Genomic DNA, 23,507 nt, shown 5'->3' on the forward strand with positions numbered 1-23,507 from the left:
ACAGGCGGCTGTCGCGCGCGGGAAAGAGCTTGACCATGTGCTCGCCATGCATCGGGACTCGCGCTGGGTACGCCTCGGCAAGACGCTGCACGTCGGTCCGCTCGCGCGCGAATGAAGCGCGTCCTCGAGTTCTTCGGATCGCTGATCGTCGCTCCGGTGTTGCTGTGCCTCGCGGCTCTGGCACTGGCGTTCACCGATCTCGCGCATGCGCTCTTCGCCCGTATGCAGCCGCGCGACGACAAAATGCCCAATACATCGGCGGCCAGTGTCGTGATCCCCAACTGGAATGGCCGCGATCTGCTCGAACGGTATCTCCCCTCCGTCGTTGAAGCGCTGCAAGGCAACCCCGCCAACGAGATCATCGTGGTCGACAACGGCTCCACCGACGGCAGCGCAGCCTACCTGCGCGAGCACTTCCCCGACCTGCGCGTCGTTGAATTGCCCGTCAATCTCGGCTTCGGCGGCGGCTCCAACTTAGGATTCCGCGCGGCCCGGAACGATATCGTGGTCCTGCTCAACAGCGACATGCGCGTCGATCCCGCGTTCCTCCAACCCTTGCTCGACGGCTTCACCAACCCGCAGGTCTTCGCCGTCTCCTGCCAGATCTTCCTCAGCGATCCGAGCAAGCGCCGCGAAGAGACCGGTCTTACTGAAGGCCGGTGGGAAAACGGCCGGCTGCGCGTCAGCCATCGCGATGACGCGAGCGTCGACACCCTGTTCCCCTGCTTCTATGCCGGCGGCGGATCAGCCGCGTTCGACCGCGCCAAGTTCCTGGAACTCGGCGGCTTCGACGAGATCTTCGCCCCGTTCTATCTCGAAGACACCGATCTCGGCTTCAATGCGTGGAAGCGCGGCTGGACCGTGTTCTATCAACCCGCCAGCGTCGTGTTTCACGAACACCGCGGCACCATCGGACGCAAGTTCTCTTCCGCCTATATCGAAGCCGTGCTGAAGAAGAACTATCTGCTTTTCGCATGGAAGAACATCGGCGAGTGGCCGCGTCTGGCAGCCTGTTTCTGGCAGGCATGGACCGGCGCGGTAGCAAGCGCGATGGGCGGTCACCGGCCGCTGCGGACGAACTTCGCGGGCATCGGGCGTGCCTTCACGCAACTCCCCGGAGCCATCCGATCGCGCCGCCGCGCACGCTCGCTCGCGACGCTCAGCGACACCGAAGCGTTCGCCCACTCGCGCCCGTCGCACTTCCGCGATCTCTTCTTTCCGGTGGCCGCCGAGAGCGAGAAGCTCCGCATCCTCTTCGTCTCCCCCTACCCGATCCTGCCCACCGTTCACGGAGGGGCCGTATTCATGTACGAAGCCCTGCGCGAGCTCTCGCAACACCACGAAGTTCACGCGCTGATACTCCTCGACACATTCGACGACAAGGCCGATCAAACCGCAGCCAATCGCGCGCTCGAATCCCTATGCGCCTCGGTCGAGCTAATACTCCGACCCAAGAACCGCGAGTTCGCCTCCAGCCAACCGCATGCCGTGACCGAGTGGGCCAGCACCGACGTACGCTGGGCCATCGATCGCACCATCTACATGCGCCGGATCGACGTCGTGCAGCTCGAATACACCCCGATGGGCCAATACGGCGAGCCCTTCCGAAACGTCGTCAGCGCGATTTTCGAACACGACATCTACTTCCAATCGGTCGCTCGAACCGCCCACTTTCTGCCCTCCGCTTTGGCCCGCGCCCGCGCCCGTTTCGAGTACCTGCGCGCCTTGCGCTTCGAGCTGCAAATGCTGCCGCGCTTCGATCAAATCCAGGTATGCACTCGCGAAAACCGCGACTACCTCGTGCCGTTCGCCCCCGCGCTGGCGCCTCGTATTCGAAGCGGACTGCGCGCCGCGATCAACGCCCATGCCTATCAGTTCCCCGGCGGCCCGCGCGAACCGAAATCGCTGCTCTTCATCGGCAGTTCGCGCCATGAACCGAACCGCGCGGCCGTCGAGTGGTTCATCGACCGCGTGCTGCCTCGCGTGATCGCGGAGTGCCCGGAGCTGCGCTTCTATCTCGCCGGATTCGACCCCTCGAAAGACGGGCAGCTCGCGCGCTACCCCCAGATCGAAATGCTCGGCACGATCGCCGACGTCAAGCCGCTACTGGCGGAGAAAGCCGTCTTCATCTGCCCGATCCTCAGCGGCTCGGGCGTTCGCGTCAAGTTGCTCGAAGCCTTTGCGGCCGGAACCCCCGTCGTCTCCACCCGCATCGGAGCCGAAGGACTCGCCAGAACCGACGGCGATGTCTGCGCCCTCGCCGACGAACCGGACGACTTCGCGAGCCGGACACTGGCCCTGTTGCGCGATCCCGAAGCGGCAACAGACATGGCCAGGCGAGCCCGCGCGGAGATCGAACAGAACTGGGACAGCACCGCCGTGATCGGCCGCCTCGAACGCAGCTATCGCGAGCGGTTACGAACTAAGAAGGAGGCAAAACAGGCTTCGGATTCAGCGCCATCTCGAGGTGTTTAACCGCGCGCGCCGCTTTGCGATCCAGATCCTTCGGCGTCGTATTCCCCGGCTTCTCGAAATCCGACCAGACCACCTGCTTCGCGCGATTCACCAGGAACAACGTGCCGCGCGAGGAACTGAACGCGCGGTGCACCTCGGCATTCGGAGTGCTCTCCAGATCCAGCACCCGATCGTCGAACGCGTCTTCGAACGCCTGGCCCAGATGATCCGTAAATACCGCGTCGGCCTTCGCCGGATCGGAAATCACTTCGAACACATGATCGCGCACCACGCGGTCCACCAGGTATTGATCGAACGCGTTCTGCATCGGGAAGACATACACCGTGTGTACGCTCTGCAGCGTCTGCGCCGCCATCCAACCGGCGCCCAGGATGACCATCAGGAACAGCTTCATTACAATCGTCATGTTACGACATGTACAAAGGGTGCTCGGTCACGGTAATCATCCCGTGCCTCAACGAGGAGGAAGCGATCGAGCAGGTCCTTGTTTCCATTCCCGACTTTATCGACGAAGTGATCGTCGTGGATAACGACTCCACCGACCGCACGGCCGAGGTCGCGGCCCGGCTCGGCGCCAAGGTTATCGGAGAACGCGTTCGCGGCTACGGGCGCGCTTATAAACGCGGATTCGCCGAGGCGACCAGCGACATCATTGTGACTCTCGACGGCGATCATAGTTACCCGGTCAGCGGCATCTCGTATCTACTCGAAGCGTTTCTTCATCTGCAAGTGGATTTCTTGAATGCGTCGCGTTTTCCGGTGCGCGACCCCCGCGCGATGAGCCCCAAACATAAGTTCGGGAACTTAGTGCTATCGCTGGCGATGTCCTTGCTCTTCTTGCGGTGGGTAAGCGATTCGCAGTCCGGCATGTGGGTGTTCCGGCGCTCGATTCTCAAGGACATGAAGCTGATTGCGGAAGGCATGGCGTTTTCGGAAGAGATCAAGATCGAGGCCATTCGCAACCGCGCAATCACGTTCGGCGAGATATCCATCATCTACACATCGCGCATGGGTGAAACCAAACTAAATGCCTGGCGCGACGGCTGGGCGAACCTCTGGTTCCTGGTTCGCAAGCGGTTCCAACGTTGACGACGCCGAGCGTTGCCCTCGTCATCCCCGTCTGGAATCAGGTGGATCTGTTACGAGTGCTCCTGAAGTCAATCGCGGACCAAACCGTTCAGCCCGAGCGCATCGTGATTGTGGACAACGCGTCCACCGAAGACATCGCTTCGATCGCGGCCCAAGCGGGCGCGCAGTATCTGCGCATGCCTCGCAATCTCGGCTTCGCTGCGGCCGTGAATCGTGGAATTGCCCTGGCGCAAACCGAGTGGATCGCGCTGCTGAACAGCGACGTCGCATTGCAGCCGGATTGGCTGGAACAACTGCTTCAGCGCGCAACTGCGGTCGACGCCTGGTATGCGTGCGGCAAACTGCTGATGGCGCGCGATCCCACGCGAATCGACGGTACCTGGGACCTGATCGCGTCGAGCGGCTGCGCCTATCGCAACGGGCAGGGCCGGAAAGACGGACCGCAATTCTCGCCGGAGCGGGAGATCGCTTTATGCCCCGCGACCGCCGCCATCTATCGCCGTGAGTTATTCGATCGGGTCGGCGGGTTTGCCGAAGTGTACGAGTCGTATCTGGAAGACGTCGACTTCTCGATGCGCTGCGCCGCTGCCGGTTATCGGGGCTTCTACGTGCCAAAGGCGCAAGCGACTCACGTCGGTCAGGGTTCGTCGTCCCACTGGAGCCGGCGCGTCGTCGAACTCAATGCACGCAATCAGGTGCTGCTCGTCAAGCGTTTGTATCCGTTGCAGGTTCAGAAACAGTTTCGTTGGAAGATAATCGCGGGCCAATTCCTATGGGGATTGGTCGCGTGCCGGCACTTCCGCCTGGGTTCATGGGTACGAGGCCGTCTCGACGGCGCGAAGCGCAACGTTGCGGCGCAACCGCTCGATCAAGGGAGTCTAACGCGGCTGCTGGCCGCCTCGGAACGCGAGATCCGCGGCATACAGAAGGTCAAGCCGGATCTTTACTGGCGCTTGTACTTCCTCATCACAGGCCCTGAGTCCGAATGACACAACCGGAGCTTGCCATCGTGATCGTGACGTATCAATCCGCGGATGTGATCGACGCCTGCCTCGCTGCCGCCGAACCCACCGGGGCGGAGATCGTCGTGATCGATAACGCATCGACTGACGGCACACAGTCACGGGTCGCGAAGCGCGCAGCCGCAAGCTCCCGGATCAGGCTCATTGCCAACCCGGAGAATCGCGGATTCGCGGCAGCCGTGAACCAGGGAGTTCACGCCAGCACCGCGCCATTCGTGCTCATGCTGAATCCCGACGCTATTCTATGCGGCCGTGTCGACAGCATGATTCAGGCCTGCAGCGAGCCTGGCGCCGGCGCTGTCGGAGGCAAACTTATTGACGCCGGCGGTGTTCCACAAAGAGGGTTTAATGTCCGGCGGTTTCCCACGCCCGAGGCGCTTATTTTCGAAAATCTGTTCATAAATCGGCTCTGGCCGGGAAATCCCGTGAACTGGCGATTCCGTTGCTTCGATATCGACCTGAACCGGGCAGCCGAGATCGATCAGCCCGCGGGAGCATTCATGATGTTTCCCCGCCATGTATGGGGGCAAATGCAGGGACTGGACGAAGGGTTTTTTCCGTTGTGGTTCGAGGACGTTGACTTTTGTAAACGAATCCGGAGCGCCGGTTTGCGAGTCCTATATAGACCGGACTCGATCGCCCGGCACCGCGGCGGTCATTCGCTAAACTCAATTGGACTTGGAACGAAAACCGAGTATTGGTATGTTAGTCTACTGCGGTATTCGATAAAGCACTTCAGTCTTGGCGGAAGAGTTCTGACCTGTCTGAGCGTGATCGGCGGCTTAGCGCCGCGTCTGTTCGTTGGCGCAGCGCATCCATCGAGTCCACCGCCCGGCAATCGATTTCGCGACTTATCTCGCGTTTACGGCCGTGTGGTCAGCTTGGCTTTCGGCTCAATTTGGAAGAGCAAGGTCGCGTTCGGGGAAGTCCTATTCTTATCGCCCGCAATGAGGAAAAATTCGGTCTCGAATGATGCGAAATAGCGGATCTGTATGCGTGACCGTAGTCACTTACAACAGTGGCCGTTTCATCAAGCGATGTTTAGATTCGGTTCTCGATCAACGGTATCCCGATCTCGACGTCATCGTGATCGATAACTGTTCGACCGACGGTACCATCGACATTCTGGAACAGTTCGAAGACCGCATTCGCATTCACTACAACGAGGAAAACGTCGGCTTCGCTTCCGCGCAGAACCAGGCGATCGCCATGTCGAATGCGAGTTGGTTCCTTACTCTAAACCCGGACGTTTTACTATTGCCGGGCTTTATCGATCAGTTGGTTCAGGCCGGAACATCCGAGCCTCGCGTCGGAACCGTGTGCGGCAAGCTGCTCACCATGACTTCGACGTTCGACTTCCCGGAGAAGCCTGTGGTGGATTCTACCGGTATCTACTTCACGCCGAACCTACGCCATTTGGATCGGGGGAGTCTGGAGGTAGACAACGGAAACTACCGCCAGTATGAGTATGTCTTCGGCGCGACCGCGGCCGCCGCGCTTTACCGGCGCGAGATGATCGAAGACATTTCGCTCGACGGTGAGTTTTTCGACAGCGATTTCTTCGTCTACCGTGAAGACGCCGATGTCGCGTGGCGCGCCCAGATCATGGGCTGGCGCTGTCTGTATGTGCCGTACGCGTGCGGTTATCATGTGCGCAAAGTGCTTCCGGGAAACCGGCGCGCGCTGCCCGCCGAGATCAATATGCACTCGGTGAAGAACCGGTTTCTGCTGCGTATCAAGAACATCACCTGGGATGTTTACCGCAAGAACTGGCTGTCCATCACCTTCCGCGATGCGGTAGTCATCGGCTGTTGCCTGGTTCGGGAACAGAGTTCGCTGCGAGCCTTCTGGTTCCTGGCTCAGAACTGGAAGAAAGTCGTCGAGAAGCGGCAGCGCATCATGGCGCGCCAGCGCGTGGAGAATGACTATCTGGCAAGCTGGTTCAACTTCAAGCCGGTAAGTAAGCCTGCTCCCAAGAAGCTCGCGGCGGTGACGGCGCGTTCTCGCGCAGCCCGCCGGTAGCGTGCGGATCGCGCTGCTCGGGACGCGCGGCATTCCGGCGAACTACGGCGGCTTTGAAACCTTCGCGGAAGAGCTTTCCGTTCGACTCGCCGGCCGCGGCCATGAAGTTACCGTATGTTGCCGCGAAAAGCATCCGTCACCCACTTACAAGGGCGTTCGCCTGGTGTGGCTCCCCACCATCCGGCACAAATACCTGGATACTCTCTCCCATACCTTCGTCTCGACCTTGTGGTTAGTTACCCAAAGATGCGATGTGGCGCTCTACTGCAACGCGGCCAACGCGGCCTTCACGGTGCTTCCGAGGCTGCGCGGCATTCCAGTTGTTCTGAACGTGGATGGGATTGAGCGTAAGCGCAAGAAGTGGAACGCGTTCGCTAAAGCCTGGTACCTGATTTCCGAACATCTCGCGACCGTGTTGCCCAGCCGCATTGTCGCGGACGCCGAGGTGATTCAGGCTTACTATCTCGATCGCTATGGCAAAGACTCTGTATTTATCGCCTATGGCGCGGATACGGCCCTCGAACCGCCCGGCACTACACTAGCCCGCCTACATCTCGAACCCCAAGAGTACTTTCTCTATGTCAGCCGCTTCGAACCCGAAAACCATCCACTTACCGTCCGGCGCGCCTTCGAGAAGCTTAAGACGACTAAGAAGCTTGCGTTGGTCGGGGACGCGCCGCACGCGCGCGACTACATCGCCGAAGTACGCCATACGAAAGACCCGCGTATCGTAATGCCAGGCGCGCTCTACGGCCGCGACTATCGCGAGCTCGGTTCCAACTGCTTCGCCTATATACAAGCGACGGAAGTAGGCGGCACCCATCCCGCGTTGATCGAGCAGATGGGACGCGGCGCGCTCGTTCTCTACCGGGATACTCCTGAGAACGTCGAGGTGTGCGGCGGCACGGGTATCCCGTTCTCCGATGAGGCGGGGATGCTCGAAGCCATGCAACGCGCTCTCACCATGCCGGAACAGGAGCGCCGGGCGTTCGGCGAGCTAGCTCGCCAAAGGGTAGCCGAACGTTATGATTGGGAAGTAGTGACCACGCAGTATGAAGAGCTGTTCCGGTCACTCCACCCCCAATAATCGGTGACTCGATCAACGCCCAGCTCCGCTCGTTGCTATGTCGAAATCTCGCGCCGGCAGCTTGCCGCGAATTACAACGCGGTTCGCCGAACCGTAGGACCCGATGTCGACGTGATGGGCGTGGTCAAAGCGGAGGCCTACGGTCACGGGATGGTTGAAGTGGCGCGCGTGCTGGAAGCCCATGGAGCGCGCTGGCTCGCGGTCAGCACGGTTGCTGAAGGAGCCGCGTTGCGTGCCGCCGGGCTCAAAGCGGAAATCCTCGTGATGGCCGGACTTCTGGCTCCGGATCCCGCTGTCGCCATCGCCCAACGGCTGACTCCGGTCGCCCACTCGCTCGAAGACATCGCGGCCTTCGATAAAGCTTCGCTAGCAGCCGGGCAGCCGCTCCCGTTCCACCTCAAGCTTGATACCGGGATGGCGCGCCTCGGCACGCGAGCCACACCCGCCGCGATCGCGCACGCGCTTGCGGGCTTGCGGTCCGCCCGCTGCGAAGGCCTGCTCACCCACTTCGCGTCGGCCAGCGATTTCACCACTCCCCAGACGACCCTTCAGATCGAATGCTTCGACGAGCTAACCGGCGCGTTAGCGGAACTCGGCGTCCGGCCGAAATACCTGCATCTCTCCAGCACCAACGCGATCGCGTACGCCCGTCCGCACGCGTGGCGCACGATCGTGCGGCCCGGTCACGCGATCTATGGATATGTTTCGCCGGCCAAAGGCAACGGTCCCCCGAGTGACCTCGCCGTGGCGCCCGCGCTATCGTGGAAAGCCAAGATCGTCGCCGTCAAAGACGTGCCGGCGAACACGCTGGTCGGATACGGCGGCACGGCATGCACCAGGCGCGCTACGCGCATGGCCATCCTCGGCGCCGGATACGCCGACGGCATCCCGCACCGGCTCTCCAACCGCGGCCGCGTCATCGCGGGCGGCAAGTTCGCGCCGATTCTGGGCACCGTTTCCATGGACCTGACCACAATCGATATCACCGATTCCGCCAAACTCTCCCCCGGCGACGACGTCACCCTGCTCGGTACGGAAGGCCGTTTGTCTATTAACGCGCAGGAGATGGCGCGGGTGGCGGGCACCATTTCCTACAACGTGCTGTGCGGAATCAAGCCGCGTGTAGAGCGAGTGTATATCGACTGACTCGCCGCGGACCTCGCGAAAGATGCACGATTGACACGCGACGTGGATTACCTGTGGAAAAAACTTATATCCCTAGCGCTTTTTAAGGCCTATAAATGCCCCTGTAACACTTTGCACTATACTTCAGCAGTCTGTAAAAGTAGAGTTAAATCCAATGCATGTAAAGACTTAAAGCCAAGCACTTGCAAAGAATGGGCGCGTTCCCGCAAGGCTCGCGTGTTTTGTCGTTTTGTAGTGCGCGGCATTACAAACCGACGTCTTACATGCCTTACGGCGTGACTTCGAAATCCGTCCACTGCGTAGCTGTCGCACGTTTGGGATCAGCCGGATTGCTAGCCACCAGCTCCAGGTAGTAATCGCCGGGACTCATCGCGCCATTCAGCTTCAGCCGCCCGGTTAGCGCGACTTTGCCGCCGTCCAGCCGCATCGATTTGGCCGGCCCCGAGTACACCTCCACACCGTCCCGGAGAATGCGAACCTTCGAGGCGAGGTTATCCGCCGCGCCCTTCTGGATCTCGCAGAAGTACTCCAGCTCGCCGCCGCGCTTCAACTGGCGCGTGGCCGAGGCGTTCACCGATGGCGCCTCGCCGTCCTGAAGAACGATGCTGGTCAGCGCGACGCGCAGCTTCTTCGGATCGGGAATGTCGATGAACTGGCTCGCGGATCCGATCAAGCCCGTGCCGGGGTCTCTGACCGCCACCCGGATCTGATAAGCGCCGCGCTTCTTTACCGGAACATCGAGCGTGTAAGGGATCCCGTCCGCCTTGACGCGCTTCAACTGCTCGGCCGTCACCTTGAACTGATAAGTCGGAGCGACCGCTTCGAGCGGGATCAGCCCCGCGCCGGTAGCTACGGCCAGCAATTGAATGCTGCCCTTTGCCGACCCGTCAGCCTCGACCTGAAACGCGATATCGCGCGCGTCGATATGGAGCAGGTTGCGCACCACCGTACCGTGCCGGGGAACTTCGGCGTAAAGCGCGGTCAGGCGCAAATGGATACCGGAGGATTGAAACGGCGACAGCATCGCGGCCTGCATGCGCTGGATGGGACCCAGATACCTGGGAGCCGACTCCTGGTCTGTCTGACCAAAGAACCCGGTTCTCGACCGCACGTGTAATCCGGCGCGCTTCACCTTGACCGTGATGTGGTGATAGCCCGGCAGACCGTTCTTCTCGTTGAACAGCGCTTGATCCGGCTTGTATCCGATCAGGTAATAGCCGGACTGGTCCATGAGAATCCGGCCCAGTCCCCAATTCATGTCGTTGCCGTTCTCATAGGAGAAGCCGCCGGTCCGCGCCGCCAGGTCCGCCATACCCTGCTGCGCGATCTGATTCTCGACATCGCGCCCCTGGTTGAACGTATCGCGCGTGATGCCGCCGCCAACATCGGTCAGCGAACCGATCAGATCGTGGATGTGTTCCGCGCTGCCATCCAAATGAATGTTGTCCTGCGCGTCGGGCCCGTCGTATGTAATCCCGGCGGCATGAACGCTGTAGATGACCGTGCCGGAGCGGTTCGCGCGGTCTACTAACTTACGGAACGCGTCGATGACCAGCGGGTCATGTTCGGCAAGCGAGAGTCCGTCGGAGACAAGCACGACCGACTTGCGGCCGGGCATCTGATGCAACGCGCCGACGACATCGTTGATCGCGCCGAGCGTACCTACCGTAAATGTCGAACGGCGCAACTCTTCGAAATAGTCGTCTTCACGAAGAGACGCGGTGCTATCGCGCGCATTCGCAGCCACCGGTAGGGCTTGGCCGTACTGTCCGTACGCCTGGAAGTAATCAATGCCGGCGACTCCGTTAGAGTTCCAGCGCAGGCCCTTAATGGTCGCGAGGAGTATTCGCTTATCGGTTGTAAACTGCTGCAGCGCGTTGGACCCGCCTCCGGTCCGGCACACCGCGACCAGATCGCCCGGTTGCATCTGGCGCTCGACGAATTTCTGGAGCGCATAGCGGACATATGCCATGTCAACAAACGACAGCCTCAGGTCATCCACCATCAGCACGATCGTGCGGCGCACATCCTCCGGCTTTATGGCCGAAGTCGAGTAAGGAACGGCATCGGGACTGGAACTGGGCTTAGTGCCGGTAATGCTGGGGTTTGGCGTCGTAACAAGCACGTACGAGAAGTTCGTGATGTTCTGGAGTTTGCCGTCCTGATAGATCTCGAAATCGTCAGCCTTCAGGTCGTTTACATACCGGCCTTTGGAGTCGGTAACTACCGCGTCAGCCTGCACTAACGTCGACGTGACTGTGAAGACAGTAGACGGCTGCTCCGCCAGTGACCAAGCGGAGCAGACCAGAACCGCAAGCGCCGCGTAAGTCTTGGGCGACATTGGTGCTGAGTCTAGCAGAACCCCCAACAGTCACCGTTCTACCCGGATACCCTCCCTTTCGGTCGGGCTCGGAGTGGGGCTTTACGGTCAGAGGGAGGGTCCGCCGCTGTTCAGCCGTGTTAACCCTATCGGGGCAGCCGAGCGGTTGTTACCCTTGTACGTTACCGATATGACCCGCAAGAGCGCCACGATTCTGGAAGGGCCCAGCCGCGCCCCGGCACGCAGTTACTACAAAGCGATCGGCTTTACGGACGAGGACCTGCGCAAACCGATCATCGGAATCGCCAACACCTGGACCGAGACCATGAACTGCAACTACAAGCTGCGCGACCTCGCCGTCTATGTCAAGGAAGGCGTACGCGCGGCCGGCGGAACGCCCATGGAGTTCAACACCATCGCCATCAGCGATGGAATCACCATGGGCACCGAAGGCATGAAAGCCTCGCTGGTCAGCCGCGAAGTGATTGCCGATTCGATTGAGCTGGTCGCGCGCGGACACATGTTCGACGGAATCGTCGCGCTGGTGGCTTGCGATAAGACGATCCCCGGCGCGGCCATGGCGCTGCTTCGGCTCAACACGCCCGGCATCATCCTCTACGGCGGATCGATCCTGCCCGGCACCTACAAAGGCCACGACATCACGATTCAAGACGTGTTCGAGGCCGTGGGCGCACACGCCCGCGGCCGCATCTCCGATCTGGAACTCCTCGATATCGAGAACCACGCCTGCCCCGGCGCGGGCGCATGCGGCGGCCAGTTCACCGCCAACACCATGGCCACGGTGATGGAACTCATCGGGCTCTCTCCGATGGGCACCGCCGCGGTGCCGCAAGTGGACCCACGCAAGAACGACGTCGCTCGCCGCTGCGGCGAGATCATCATGGATTGCGTCCTGAAAGATCGCAAGCCCTGCGACATCGTGACGCGCCAAGCCTTTGAGAATGCGATCGCGGGGGTCGCGGGTACCGGCGGATCGACCAACGCCGTGCTGCATCTTCTGGCCATGGCGCGCGAGGCGCACGTGCCGCTGACCATCGACGACTTCAACCCCATCAACAACCGCACGCCGCTGTTTGTCGATCTGAAGCCGGGCGGGAAGTACGTGGCCGTCGATGTAGATAGAGCGGGCGGCATTCCGGTCATCGCGCATCGCCTGGAAGAGGGCAAGTTCGTCCATGGCGGCGCGCTCACGTGTACGGGCCGCACGTTCGCTGAAGAAGCTGCGGATGCGCGCGAGACGCCGGGCCAGCAGGTGATTCGTCCCTTGAGTAATCCGCTGAAGACCACGGGCGGCCTGCAGATGCTCCGCGGCTCGCTTGCGCCCGAAGGCTGCGTCGTCAAACTGGCCGGTCATGAACGCCGCCTGCATCGCGGACCCGCTCGTGTGTTCGAGCGCGAGGAGGACGCCATGGCCGCCGTCACCGAGAACCGTATTCAATCGGGTGATGTCGTGATCATCCGGTATGAAGGTCCGCGCGGCGGTCCCGGGATGCGCGAAATGCTCGGCGTCACGAGCGCGATTGTCGGCGCAGGGCTTTCGGAAGATGTCGCCCTGATCACCGACGGCCGGTTTAGCGGCGCCACGCACGGGTTCATGGTGGCGCACGTCGCCCCGGAAGCGGCCAACGGCGGTCCGATCGCGGCAGTTGTGGAAGGCGATTCGATCCTGGTCGACGTGGATGCCGGCGTAGTAAACATCGAAATCGACGCGGCGGAGTTGGAGCGGCGACTCAGTGGCTGGAAAGCTCCCCAGCCGCACTACCGCACCGGAGTTTTCGCCAAGTACATCGCGCTGGTCGGCTCCGCTTCCGAAGGCGCGGTTACGGGTCCCGTGTGAAGATCCTCTTTATCGGAGATATCTATGGACATGTGGGCCGGCGCATCGTAGCGGATCATCTCGCGGACATTCGCTCGTCGCAGGCCATCGACCTGGTAATTGCCAACGCCGAAAACTCAGCCGGCGGCTTTGGCATCACTCCAATGATCGGCGAGGAACTGATCGCGCTGGGAATCGACGTACTCACCGGCGGTAACCATAGCTTCGACAAGAAAGAAAGCTATGACTATTACGCGCGGCAGCCGCGCCTGCTGCGGCCCGCTAACTTCCCCGATGGCGTACCGGGGAGCGGGATCTATCAGAATCAAACCGCCTCGCAGGTTCCCTATGCCGTGTTGAACCTGCAGGGCCGCACCCACATGACTCCGATCGACGACCCATTCCGCAAGGCCGACGCGCTCTTAAACAGCCTCGATCCCTCGGTTAAGATTCGGTTCGTCGATTTCCACGCCGAAGCGACCAGCGAGAAAGTTGCGATGGGTTGGTACTTAAACGGTCGCGTGACGGCAGTAATCGGTACTCATACACACGTACCCACCGCCGACACACGTATTCTTTCAGGCGGTACGGCTTACCAGACCGATGCCGGGATGACCGGTCCGTACGATTCTGTAATTGGGGTCGATCGCGACATCATTCTGCATCGGTTCCTGAGCGCAATGCCGGTTCGTATGGAAGCTGCAAAAGCGATGGTTGAGTTACATTCCGTGATTATCGACGCCGACCAGACTACGGGCCGCGCCCTGTCTATCCGGCGGCACACCATTTGCGGGGAGTAGCCGCGATGCTGAATGGCGTGTACGTTCAGTTCTCCGGGGCGCTCCTGTTCTCGATGGTGTTCCTGTTTTTGTGGAAGCAGTCGGGAGTTGTGTACTTCGGCTATTGGTCGCTGGCCTGGGCTGTTGAATCGGCCGCATGGGTCTGTACTCTACTCGGGCAAGTTACGGGATCGCCTCACTGGCGTTTGCCGCACGCATTTTTTGAATTCGGCTTCGCTCTTTCGTTGGTGGCCGCCGCGCGCGTGTCTTCCGAGCGCGCTTCGTCCGAGCGCGTAAGCCATTGGCGCACGGCCATGCGGGCACTTTACATATTTCCCGCTTTTCTGCTGCTCGTCGAGTTGGCCGGCCCGAATCAATCGAACGTCGACGCGGCGCTGCGATCCGTAATCCTGAGCGCCATCTATCTCTATAGCTTTCGCCAGCTAAGTTTCGGTACGCGCCGGCTCTTTCATTTCACTCTACTCGCGCTCTCGCTATTCTACTTACAGGACGCGGCGGATTACCTGATCGTATTTCTGCGCGGTGGTTTGACGCCAGCCTGGATGGAGTACATGAAGTACTCCAGCTACTACGATCTGGCGCTGAAGACCTTGCTTGCGTTCTCCGCCATGGCGATGTGGATTGAGAACCAGAACAATCGGGTTTTGCAGATTGGCATGGAGTTGGATAAGTTTCGGCGGGAGCGGGCGAACGAATCGAACCTGGACTATCTGACCGGACTGCTCAACCAGGACGCGCTGCGCCGCAGGATGGATTCAGACGAGAGTTTCGAAGGCGTTGCGGTTGTTTTCGACCTGGACGGGTTTAAGTCGATCAACGATGTATACGGTCATATCGTCGGGGACGAGGTACTAAGAAACGTCGGCAATCTGGTCCGGTCTTCGATTCGCGACGAAGATCAGGCTTACCGCTGGGGCGGTGACGAGTTTGCCCTCCTCTTTAACTCACACGCGGCCGAGATCGCGCTCAAACGAATGGCGGAAATCGAAGCGCGATTGAACGACTTCCGGGTGCGCGGTCACGGTCTGCTACGAGTGCATTTCAGCTGGGGCGTGGTCGAGGGACAACAGACCCGGCTGCGCGACGTGATCGACAAAGCGGATCGCCTGATGTATGTGCACAAGCGGGAGCGCGCCGCGGGATCGGGCGCGGAAGCGATCGCGCACCCGTAAATTTCCGGCGCGCGACAGCGGTCGCCGTTTTCGCTTATAATGCAATCTCTTGCCTGTTTGACGTCTTTGACGATCGAACGCAAGCCAAGGAGAAATTTTGAATCGGAAACTAGCCCCAATCTGTTTCGCAGCGCTTATTTTCGCGTCGATCGCGTCGAGCGTCGCCGAAGCCCAATCTGTATTGACGCACCACGTGCGCGACGCTGTTCGCACCGGAGAGGCGCCGTCCGTCGGCCGCCTTCCGGAAGACCAGACGTTGACTCTGGATATCGTTTTGCCGCTTGGCGATTCCGACGGACTCACCAGATTCCTCAGCGATGTCTACAACCCGGCGAGCACCAACTATCGCCAGTTCTTGACGCCGGCGCAGTTTACCGCAAGGTTCGGCCCTTCTCAGGAAGCTTACGACGCGGTAGTCGCTTTCGCCCGGAACGCCGGTCTCACGGTGTACGGCGGTAGCCGCGATGCCATGGACGTGCAGGTCAAAGGCTCGGTCTCAACCATCGAGGCGGCTTTCCACGTCACCATGCGCACTTACCAGCACCCCACGGAGAACCGCGTCTTTTATGCGCCGGATCAGGAGCCGACAGTCGATCTCCCCTTCAACCTATGGCACATCTCCGGTCTGGACAACTACTCGATTCCGCATCCCATGTTGACGAGTAAGACCGATTACCTTAAAGCGCAAGGCTCGATTGCCACCGGGGTCAGCAGCCACGCGACCACCGGCTCCGGTCCTTCAAACTCTTTCCTTGGGAGCGACATGCGCGCGGCTTATTACGGGAAAACGGCGCTAACCGGCGCGGGCCAAAATCTCGGGTTACTTGAATACGAGGGCACCGATCTTGCCGATCTGAACACTTACTATACGAATGTCGGGCAGACCAATACAGTCCCGATAACTATTCTTTCCACCGACGGAACCAGCCCCAACTGTGTCGATACCAAAGCCGGCGGTAGGTGCGATGACACCGAACAGACGCTCGATATGACGCAGGCGCTCGGCATGGCTCCCGGTTTGGCCAGTCTGGTCATGTATGTCGGGTCGACCGATACCGCGATGATCGGCGCCATGACGACTCATGACCCGCTGCCCACCACCATCGGATGTTCATGGGGCTGGACGCCCGCGGATCCAACGACCCTCAATCCGTACTTTGAGAAGATGGCGTCTCAAGGCCAGAACTTCTTCGCGGCCTCCGGCGACAGTTCAACCTGGTCCAAGCTGCACGAAGCCTGGCCGGCGGACAACGCCTACGTCGTCGCGGTGGGCGGCACGGACCTGGAAACTGAGTCAGCGGGCGGCGCGTGGAAATCGGAGACGGCCTGGATTGACAGTGGCGGCGGCATCTCGCCGGACGACATCGCGATTCCCAAATGGCAACAGATTTCGGGCGTGATCAACTCCAGCAACGAGGGTTCAACGACCTATCGCAACGGTCCTGACGTGTCGGCCAACGCGAACTTTACGTTCTATGTGTGTGCCGACCAGAGCGGCTGCACCGCCAACGAATATGGCGGGACCAGTTTCGCTGCGCCGATGTGGGCCGGCTATATCGCTCTCGTCAATCAGGCGCGAGCCTTGTATAGCGAGACGACTCTCGGATTTCTGAATCCGATCATCTACGCAGAGAACGTGACTTCCATCTACGATACGGATTTTCATGACATCACGAGCGGTAAATCCGGAAAGTACTCGGCCGTCGTGGGCTATGATCTGGTAACCGGTTGGGGCAGCCCCAATGCCGGGCTGATCGCGGCCTTAGTGAAATATTGATGTGTAAGAAGATCGGGACGTTCTTATAGGCGTCCCGATCTGTGTCATCATCCTGTCATCTCGGTAAGCCAGTACTCCTTTGATGGCACATCCCGCCGAAACCGTTTAAGATAACCAAGAGCATCTCCCAGCGAAGGGCGGCCTGGAGCGATCGGCTGCGGTTTTTAGCGTAAGAAAGCAATTAGAAATCTCTTGGAATTCCGTGTAGGAATTAGTACAATCAATTTCTACGAGCTTATCATTGTGCCTCCCGGGTGCCTCCCGGGTGCTCCCGGCGTTCGCGCGGGCGCGTTGATTTGCGTAGCGACACATCCATAATCCGTACCGATCCCGAGGCCATCACTGTTAAAGAAGAACCGCGCTCCGCTTCCTGGTTTCGTCAGCCGTTTCAGGCCCGCTTTCACCTTTCGCGCGGCGAAGGTCGCGTTAGTATTGGCCGCAGTTGTTGTGACCGGAACGAGGTTAGCTGCCCAAAGCGCTCAAACCTGGCCTTTCTCGGGATTTGACATCACCAACAGTCATTGGAACTCGACGGAATCCACCCTCGGCGCCTCCAACGCAAATACGCTTGTTGAGCGGTGGGCTTTCACCACCCAGAACGATGTCTCGGCAATTCCCGCTGTCGATGCCGTAGGTAACGCGGTCTACTTCCCGGATTGGTCCGGCAACCTCTACAAGCTCAATGCCTCCACCGGCGCGGTAATCTGGTCGCAACAGCTGCCCAATTACGGACTACCGTCGGATTTCATTTCTCGCAGCACGCCGACTCTATCCGGAAACATGCTCATCATGGGGGCCAGTACAACCGTCGGCTACCCTAACTACACGGCGGGCGCGTATGTTATCGCGGTTGACACTGCATCCGGCAACCTTCTGTGGCAGGTCGAAGTCGATTCGACGGAACTCGCTGTGATCACCGGCTCTCCGGTGGTCTACAACGGAGTTATCTACATCGGCGTGTCGTCCGGTCAGGAGAAGCTCACTACGCCGACCTTCCGCGGCAGTGTCGTGGCGCTGTCGCAGGTAACCGGGCAGGTACTCTGGCAGACTTACATGGTTCCCTCCGGCTACACCGGCGCCGCGATCTGGTCGAGCACTCCGGCAATCGACGTATCCCGCAATCAACTCTATGTGACGACCGGCCAGAACTACGGGGTTCCGGCTTCGGTGGAAGCATGTGAAATTGCCGCCGGCAGCAATTCCTCGGCCGTGCTGGCCTGCCAGGCGCCGAACAACTACGAGGATGCGATTGTCGCTTTGGACCTGACCACCGGAGCGATCAACTGGGGCACTAAGTGCTCGACCACCGACGCGTGGAACGGGTCCTGTTCCACCGGCGGAAGTGCTTGTCCTATACCAACAGGCGCGGACTACGATTTCGGATCGGGCGCCAATTTCTTTACCGCCAATATTAACGGCGTCCCAACCGACTTAGTCGGCGCCGGCCAGAAGAGCGGCACCTATTGGGCTCTCGATCCGGATACCGGATCTGTAGTTTGGAAGCAAGTTGTAGGCCCTGGCAGCAAGGGAGGCGGTATTGTATGGGGGACCGCGACGGACGGCCAAAGAGTCTATGTCGCGATCAGTAACAGCTCCAGAACGTCTTATATGCTGCAACCCTCCGGGAGTACGTGGAACGGCGGTTCATGGGCGGCATTGAATGCGGCCACAGGCGCGTTCCTCTGGCAAGTCGCGGATCCGGGGCTCGACCCGATCAAAATTGGGGCGCCCGCACTGGCCGTCGGGCCAATCACCACCGCGAATGGCGTGGTCTACGTGGCCGATACAGCGGGCCTGATGTTTGCACTGAACGCCAGTTCGGGCGATACCTTGTGGACATTCCAGGCGCCTGGATCGGTAAACAATGCTCCAGCCATTATCAATGGGACCCTCTATTGGGGCACGGGTTACCATAACTTCCCCGCCGGTGACCCGTACGGAACCGCGAGCAACGAATTCTATTCTTTCGGTCTGCCGCCACTACCCGCAACAAGCACACAACTCGGGTCGTCGCTGAATCCGGCTAACTTCGGCCAGAACGTAACTCTGACTGCGACCGTGACGCCGGCGACGGCTACGGGAACAGTTACTTTCTTCGATGGGGCAACGGGCCTGGGAAGCAGCGTTCTAAGCAGTGGGGCCGCGACTCTAAGCACGGCTACGCTAGCCGCCGGTTCCCATTCTCTAACCGCGGCTTATCGTGGCGATGCCAACGACGCGCCTAGCACGTCGGCCGTTCTGACCGAGGTGATCAATGCAGTTTTGAACGTCACGACGACAACCCTGAACGCCTCGCCGAATCCAGCTACTCCGGGTCAGACAGTTAATCTAACTGCTACGGTTTCACCCGCAACGGCAGGGGGAACAGTCGCCTTTTTCGACGGCGCTGCTCTTCTAGGTTCCGCGGCTCTGGTTCAGGGAACGGCGAGCATGAGTACCGCGTTCTCAGCAGGCTCACATCCACTTACAGCCTCTTATTCGGGCGATGCCGGCGATGCCGCGAGCACCTCCAGCATCTTCACTGAATCGGTAACTTACCCCCTGAACGTCTCTTCGACGTCGCTGAACGTTCCCGCGAGTTCGTCCACTTATGGTCAGAACGTCACGCTGACGGCCACGATATCTCCTTCGAGCGCTACCGGAACCGTAACTTTCTATGACGGGGTCACCGTACTCGGCCGCGTATCTATCGTCTCCGGGCAGTGTTCCCTGAGCACGTCGCAGCTAGCAGCCGGATCCCATTCGTTGCGCGCGAGTTACAGCGGCGATGCGATGGATACTTCGAGCATGTCCGCGGTGTCGACTTACACGGTCAGTGCTGTTGCCGCCAACGGGTTTCAGAGTCCCGCGACTTATGGGGGGCTCAATGCGCCTCTGGCGGTCGCCGCCGGAGACGTGAACGGAGACGGCATCGCCGATCTGGTCGTTGCTAATTATGGAAGTCAGAACGTCGCCGTGTGGCTCGGCAACGGCAATGGGACATTTAGCGGCCCCGTATACTTCGGGACCGGTATCGGCGGCGACTCGATCGCCATCAACGACTTCAATGGCGACGGAAAACCGGACATCGCGGTCGCGAACCAAAGCGGTAACGGCGTGGCTATCCTGCTCGGCAACGGCGATGGAACCTTCCAGGCGCCCGTGAGTTACTCATCCGTCAACGCGCCTTCCGCGGTTGCCGTCGCGGATTTCAACTTAGACGGTATCGCCGACCTGGCAACGGTAAGTGCGACGGGTAATGGAATTAGTGTGCTGCTCGGCAATGGCAACGGCACGTTCCAGAACGCAGTGACTTACAATGCCGGCAATCAACCGTATTCGCTTACCGTCGGGGATTTTAACGGCGACGGAAAGCCGGATATCGCCATCGCCAGTTTTGGCTCGAATAGCGTCAGCGTACTCTTGGGAAACGGAGACGGAACGTTTCAGAGCGCGGTCACTTACAGTGTAGGCGGGCCGCCTGAATCGATTATTGCGGCGGACTTCAACGGAGACGGCAAAACCGATCTGGCGACAGCGAACCAGAACACCAGCAGCGTCAGCGTGTTGCTGGGGAACGGGGATGGGACCTTTCAGCAGGCCGCGCCATACGCCGCCGGAAGCGGTTCGGCTTACGCCCTCTCGGCCGGCGATTTCGATGGCAACGGCACGCTTGATCTCGCGGTCGCCGACCAAGCCAATAACGCCGTCGACATCTTATTCGGTAAGGGAGACGGGACCTTCACGGCGGGGGCTGCGTACCCAACGGGTAGCACGCCGCAGTCGATTTCCGTCGGGGAATTCAACGGGGACGGGCGCACGGATCTCGCCGTCGTAAGTCAGTCGGGCGACAGCGTCACCGTCTTGCTTGCGGCCGTACTGCCGGCGACGTCGACCACCTTGTCATCCGGTCCGAATCCGTCGACCCCTGGGCAGTTAGTCACTCTCTCCGCCGTCGTTATGCCGGCCACCGCGACGGGCAGCGTTTGGTTCTTCGATGGGTCGACACTTCTCGGCTCCGGAGTGCTTGCGGGAGGCGCTGCCACGTTCAGTATTTCCACGCTTGCTCCCGGGTCCCACTCACTTACCGCGGCTTACACCGGCGACGCAGCGGACGCGCCGAGCACCTCCGCATCCGTAGCCCAGGTTGTCACGCCCATCTTAACTATCACGACCACTACACTGAACACGACTCCGAATCCCTCGATCGCCGGGGGCAGCGTCTCGCTGACCGCTTCAATTGCCCCCTCCACCGCCACGGGAACCGTCACCTTCCTCCAGGGTGCGGTCACTCTCGGCATCGCGCCCGTCATCAGCGGAGTAGCGTCTCTCGCGACTCCTTTCGCCGCCGGGACCTACTCGTTGACCGCGACTTACTCCGGTGATGCTAATGATCAGGCAGGCACTTCCAACACGGTGACTCAGGTAGTCAATCCACCTTTGTCCGCGTCCTCAATCAGCGTAAGTTCATCCGCGAATCCTTCCACCCTCGGGCAGTCCGTAACTATGACCGCGACGGTTTCACCGTCCACCGCAACCGGCCATGTGACGTTCTATGACGGATCCGCGGTGCTTGAAGTCGAACCCGTTGTAAATGGGAAAGCCGTGCTGACCACGACCACACTTGCGTCCGGAGTTAGCTCGCTCCGCTTCTACTACAGCGGCGATGCGAACGATACCCCCAGTAGTTCCAATATGTCGCAGACCGTAAACGCGGCCGCCGCGAACGGTTTTAAGAACGCGGTCGATTACGGGTCGCTCAACGTTCCTTATTCAGCCGCCATTGCCGATATTAATGGCGATGGGAACGCGGACATAGTAGTCGCGAACTTCGGAGCAGGCGGCGCGGCCGTGTTCCTGGGTAATAGCAACGGAACCTTTGCTTCGCCGCTATTTACGGCTGCGGGAACCATCCCGGTTTCGGTCGCCACCGGGGATTTCAACGAAGATGGGATTCCGGACCTCGCTCTGGCGACCGCCGGCGGCAACAGCGTCGCCATTGCACTCGGAAACGGTGACGGGACCTTTCAATCACCCACGACCAACCCTGTAGGTAGTAATCCATCATGGGTTAGCGTCGGCGATTTCAACGGGGACGGGATTGCCGACATCGCAACGGCGAATCTAAGCGGCAATAGTGTAAGCATCCTGCTCGGCAATGGAAACGGAACGTTCCAACCGGATGTTAGTTATCCCGCCGGGGCCAGTCCTTACAGCGTTGCGGTGGGAGACTTCAACGGCGATGGTTATCCCGACCTTGCGGTCGCCAGTCATTTCGACGCCCACGTTTACTTGCTCCTGGGCAACGGTAACGGCACGTTCCAGGCGCCGGCGGCGATTAGTGTGGCCGAAGTCCCCGAAATGTTGATCACCGGGGACTTCAATAATGATGGCAAACTCGACCTCGCAATGGCGAATGTTTCGGGCAGCAGCGTGACTATACTTATCGGCAGCGGAAACGGTGCATTCGCTACGCCTGTAAGTTATACGACAGGCAGCGGGACGGCTTCGGGCCTAACTCCGGGCGATTTCAACGGAGACGGCAAGCCTGACTTGGCGATAGCCGATCCCGCCGGTAACTCGCTCGACATCCTATACGGCAATGGCGATGGTACGTTCTACGCGGGAGGAACATTCGCTACAGCTAACGGACCCGTGTTTGCCGCGGCCGCCGATTTCAACCACGACGGAAGAACCGACCTCGTCTCGGTAAATCAGAACGGCGATAACATCAGCGTGCTGCTAGGTTCCGCGACTACAGGCTCGACAACCACGACATTAGTCTCGTCGGCGAATCCGTCAGTCTTCGGCCAGCCGATCTCCTTTACAGCGGCCGTGTCGCCTACAACCGCTACCGGCAAAGTCGTGTTCTACAGCGGCACAGCGGCGATGGGAACGGGTACTCTCGAAGGCGGCAGCGCAACCTTTACCGCGCCAACGCTCCTCGCGGGTACGCATTCGGTGAAAGCAACGTACGACGGCGACACATTCGACAAACCAAGCACTTCCGCGGTCATCACCCAGACAGTAAGTAAGGCAACACCCGTGGTAACACTCAGTCCCTCGGCGAACCCGGTAGCTTTTGGGCAGAGTCTCACCCTCACCGCGACGGTAACTCCCTCGCTCGCGACCGGGAAAGTAACATTCGCGAACGGGTCTGCAATATTAGGTTCCGCAACCTTGAGTGGCGGCGCCGCTACCTTGTCGACGAGCGGGCTCGCGGTGGGGACCCACTCTCTGACGGCCGTCTACAGCGGAGATGCGAATGACAACTCGGGTACATCCGCGGCGCTGAGCGAAACAGTCAATCGCGCGTCCACAGTTACTACTCTGGCTTCGTCGCCTGATCCGTCCGCGTTCGGCCAGTCCGTGACTTTTACGGCGACGGTTAGTCCGTCGACTGCCACGGGCACAATTACTTTCAAGAACGGCGCAAATCCAATCGGGACCGCTGCATTGGCCAACGGAGTTGCTAGCCTTCCGTTCACCGGCTTATCGGTCGGGGCCCATTCGATCACCGCGACTTACCCCGGAAGCACCAATGACGCGGCAAGCACTTCATCGCCGGTGACACAGACGATATCCGCCGCAACAACCACAGTAGCTTTGGCATCTTCGGTGAATCCGTCGGTTTCCGGTCAGGCGGTTACCTTCACGGCAACCGTAACGCCTAGCGCCGCCACGGGGACAATCACGTTTAAGGACGGCTCGAAAGCGATCGGGCAAGCGGCCCTCGCGAACGGAACCGCATCCCTGGCAATCTCCGCGCTGCCGGTCGGCG

At 60.2% G+C, this 23,507-nt stretch carries 14 protein-coding genes; 12 read left to right on the forward strand and 2 right to left on the reverse strand.

Annotated elements, in window-relative coordinates:
* Positions 1-111 precede the first annotated feature (111 nt).
* Entirely contained in the window at positions 112-2,475 is a 2,364-nt protein-coding gene (locus H1Y01_RS15165) for a glycosyltransferase (protein ID WP_180541354.1), read from the forward strand.
* Here the strand turns inward: H1Y01_RS15165 and H1Y01_RS15170 are convergent.
* Complete coding sequence (locus H1Y01_RS15170) at positions 2,423-2,869, reverse strand: hypothetical protein (protein ID WP_180541355.1); 447 nt, start codon at positions 2,867-2,869, stop codon at positions 2,423-2,425. The genes H1Y01_RS15165 and H1Y01_RS15170 overlap by 53 nt on opposite strands.
* Before the next feature lie 20 nt (positions 2,870-2,889).
* On the opposite strand from H1Y01_RS15170, the gene H1Y01_RS15175 reads away from it, so the two are divergent.
* From H1Y01_RS15175 to alr, 6 genes are read left to right on the forward strand one after another with little or no spacing between them, the layout of a single operon-like run.
* Entirely contained in the window at positions 2,890-3,564 is a 675-nt protein-coding gene (locus H1Y01_RS15175; protein WP_180541356.1) for a glycosyltransferase family 2 protein, read from the forward strand.
* Positions 3,561-4,553: a glycosyltransferase family 2 protein gene (locus H1Y01_RS15180; protein WP_180541357.1), complete on the forward strand. Its 993-nt coding sequence runs from the start codon at positions 3,561-3,563 to the stop codon at positions 4,551-4,553. Before H1Y01_RS15175 ends, H1Y01_RS15180 begins: the two co-directional genes overlap by 4 nt.
* Positions 4,550-5,569 (forward strand): glycosyltransferase family 2 protein, encoded by a 1,020-nt coding sequence (locus H1Y01_RS15185; RefSeq protein ID WP_180541358.1) that lies wholly within the window; start codon positions 4,550-4,552, stop codon positions 5,567-5,569. The genes H1Y01_RS15180 and H1Y01_RS15185 overlap by 4 nt, the downstream gene beginning before the upstream one ends.
* Complete coding sequence (locus tag H1Y01_RS15190) at positions 5,556-6,608, forward strand: glycosyltransferase family 2 protein (RefSeq protein ID WP_219341579.1); 1,053 nt, start codon at positions 5,556-5,558, stop codon at positions 6,606-6,608. The genes H1Y01_RS15185 and H1Y01_RS15190 overlap by 14 nt, the downstream gene beginning before the upstream one ends.
* A gap of 1 nt (position 6,609) precedes the next feature.
* Entirely contained in the window at positions 6,610-7,695 is a 1,086-nt protein-coding gene (locus H1Y01_RS15195; protein WP_180541359.1) for a DUF1972 domain-containing protein, read from the forward strand.
* 3 nt (positions 7,696-7,698) lie between these two features.
* Entirely contained in the window at positions 7,699-8,841 is a 1,143-nt protein-coding gene (gene alr / locus H1Y01_RS15200) for an alanine racemase (RefSeq protein WP_180541360.1), read from the forward strand.
* Positions 8,842-9,109: 268 nt separating this feature from the next.
* On the opposite strand, the gene H1Y01_RS15205 is transcribed toward alr, so the two are convergent.
* Positions 9,110-11,182: a VWA domain-containing protein gene (locus H1Y01_RS15205; protein WP_180541361.1), complete on the reverse strand. Its 2,073-nt coding sequence runs from the start codon at positions 11,180-11,182 to the stop codon at positions 9,110-9,112.
* Positions 11,183-11,351: 169 nt separating this feature from the next.
* Between H1Y01_RS15205 and ilvD the strand changes: the two genes are divergently transcribed.
* The 5 genes from ilvD to H1Y01_RS15230 form a co-directional block, all read left to right on the forward strand.
* Complete coding sequence (gene ilvD, locus H1Y01_RS15210) at positions 11,352-13,019, forward strand: dihydroxy-acid dehydratase (RefSeq protein WP_180541362.1); 1,668 nt, start codon at positions 11,352-11,354, stop codon at positions 13,017-13,019.
* Positions 13,016-13,798 carry a TIGR00282 family metallophosphoesterase gene (locus H1Y01_RS15215; RefSeq protein WP_180541363.1) on the forward strand — a complete coding sequence of 261 codons (783 nt, stop codon included), beginning with the start codon at positions 13,016-13,018 and terminating at the stop codon, positions 13,796-13,798. The genes ilvD and H1Y01_RS15215 overlap by 4 nt, the downstream gene beginning before the upstream one ends.
* Positions 13,799-13,803: 5 nt before the next feature.
* On the forward strand, positions 13,804-14,970 hold the full coding sequence (locus H1Y01_RS15220; RefSeq protein ID WP_219341580.1) for a GGDEF domain-containing protein: 1,167 nt from the start codon (positions 13,804-13,806) through the stop codon (positions 14,968-14,970).
* A gap of 97 nt (positions 14,971-15,067) precedes the next feature.
* Positions 15,068-16,747, forward strand: coding sequence for a S53 family peptidase (locus H1Y01_RS15225; protein WP_180541365.1), 1,680 nt, complete (start codon positions 15,068-15,070; stop codon positions 16,745-16,747).
* A gap of 432 nt (positions 16,748-17,179) precedes the next feature.
* Positions 17,180-23,507, forward strand: a 6,328-nt coding sequence (locus H1Y01_RS15230) for an Ig-like domain repeat protein (protein ID WP_180541366.1), incomplete at its 3' end; no start/stop codon positions are given.

The sequence above is a fragment of the Nevskia soli genome, from assembly GCF_903970205.1.
In the GTDB taxonomy this organism is placed as follows: domain Bacteria; phylum Acidobacteriota; class Terriglobia; order Bryobacterales; family Bryobacteraceae; genus Bog-113.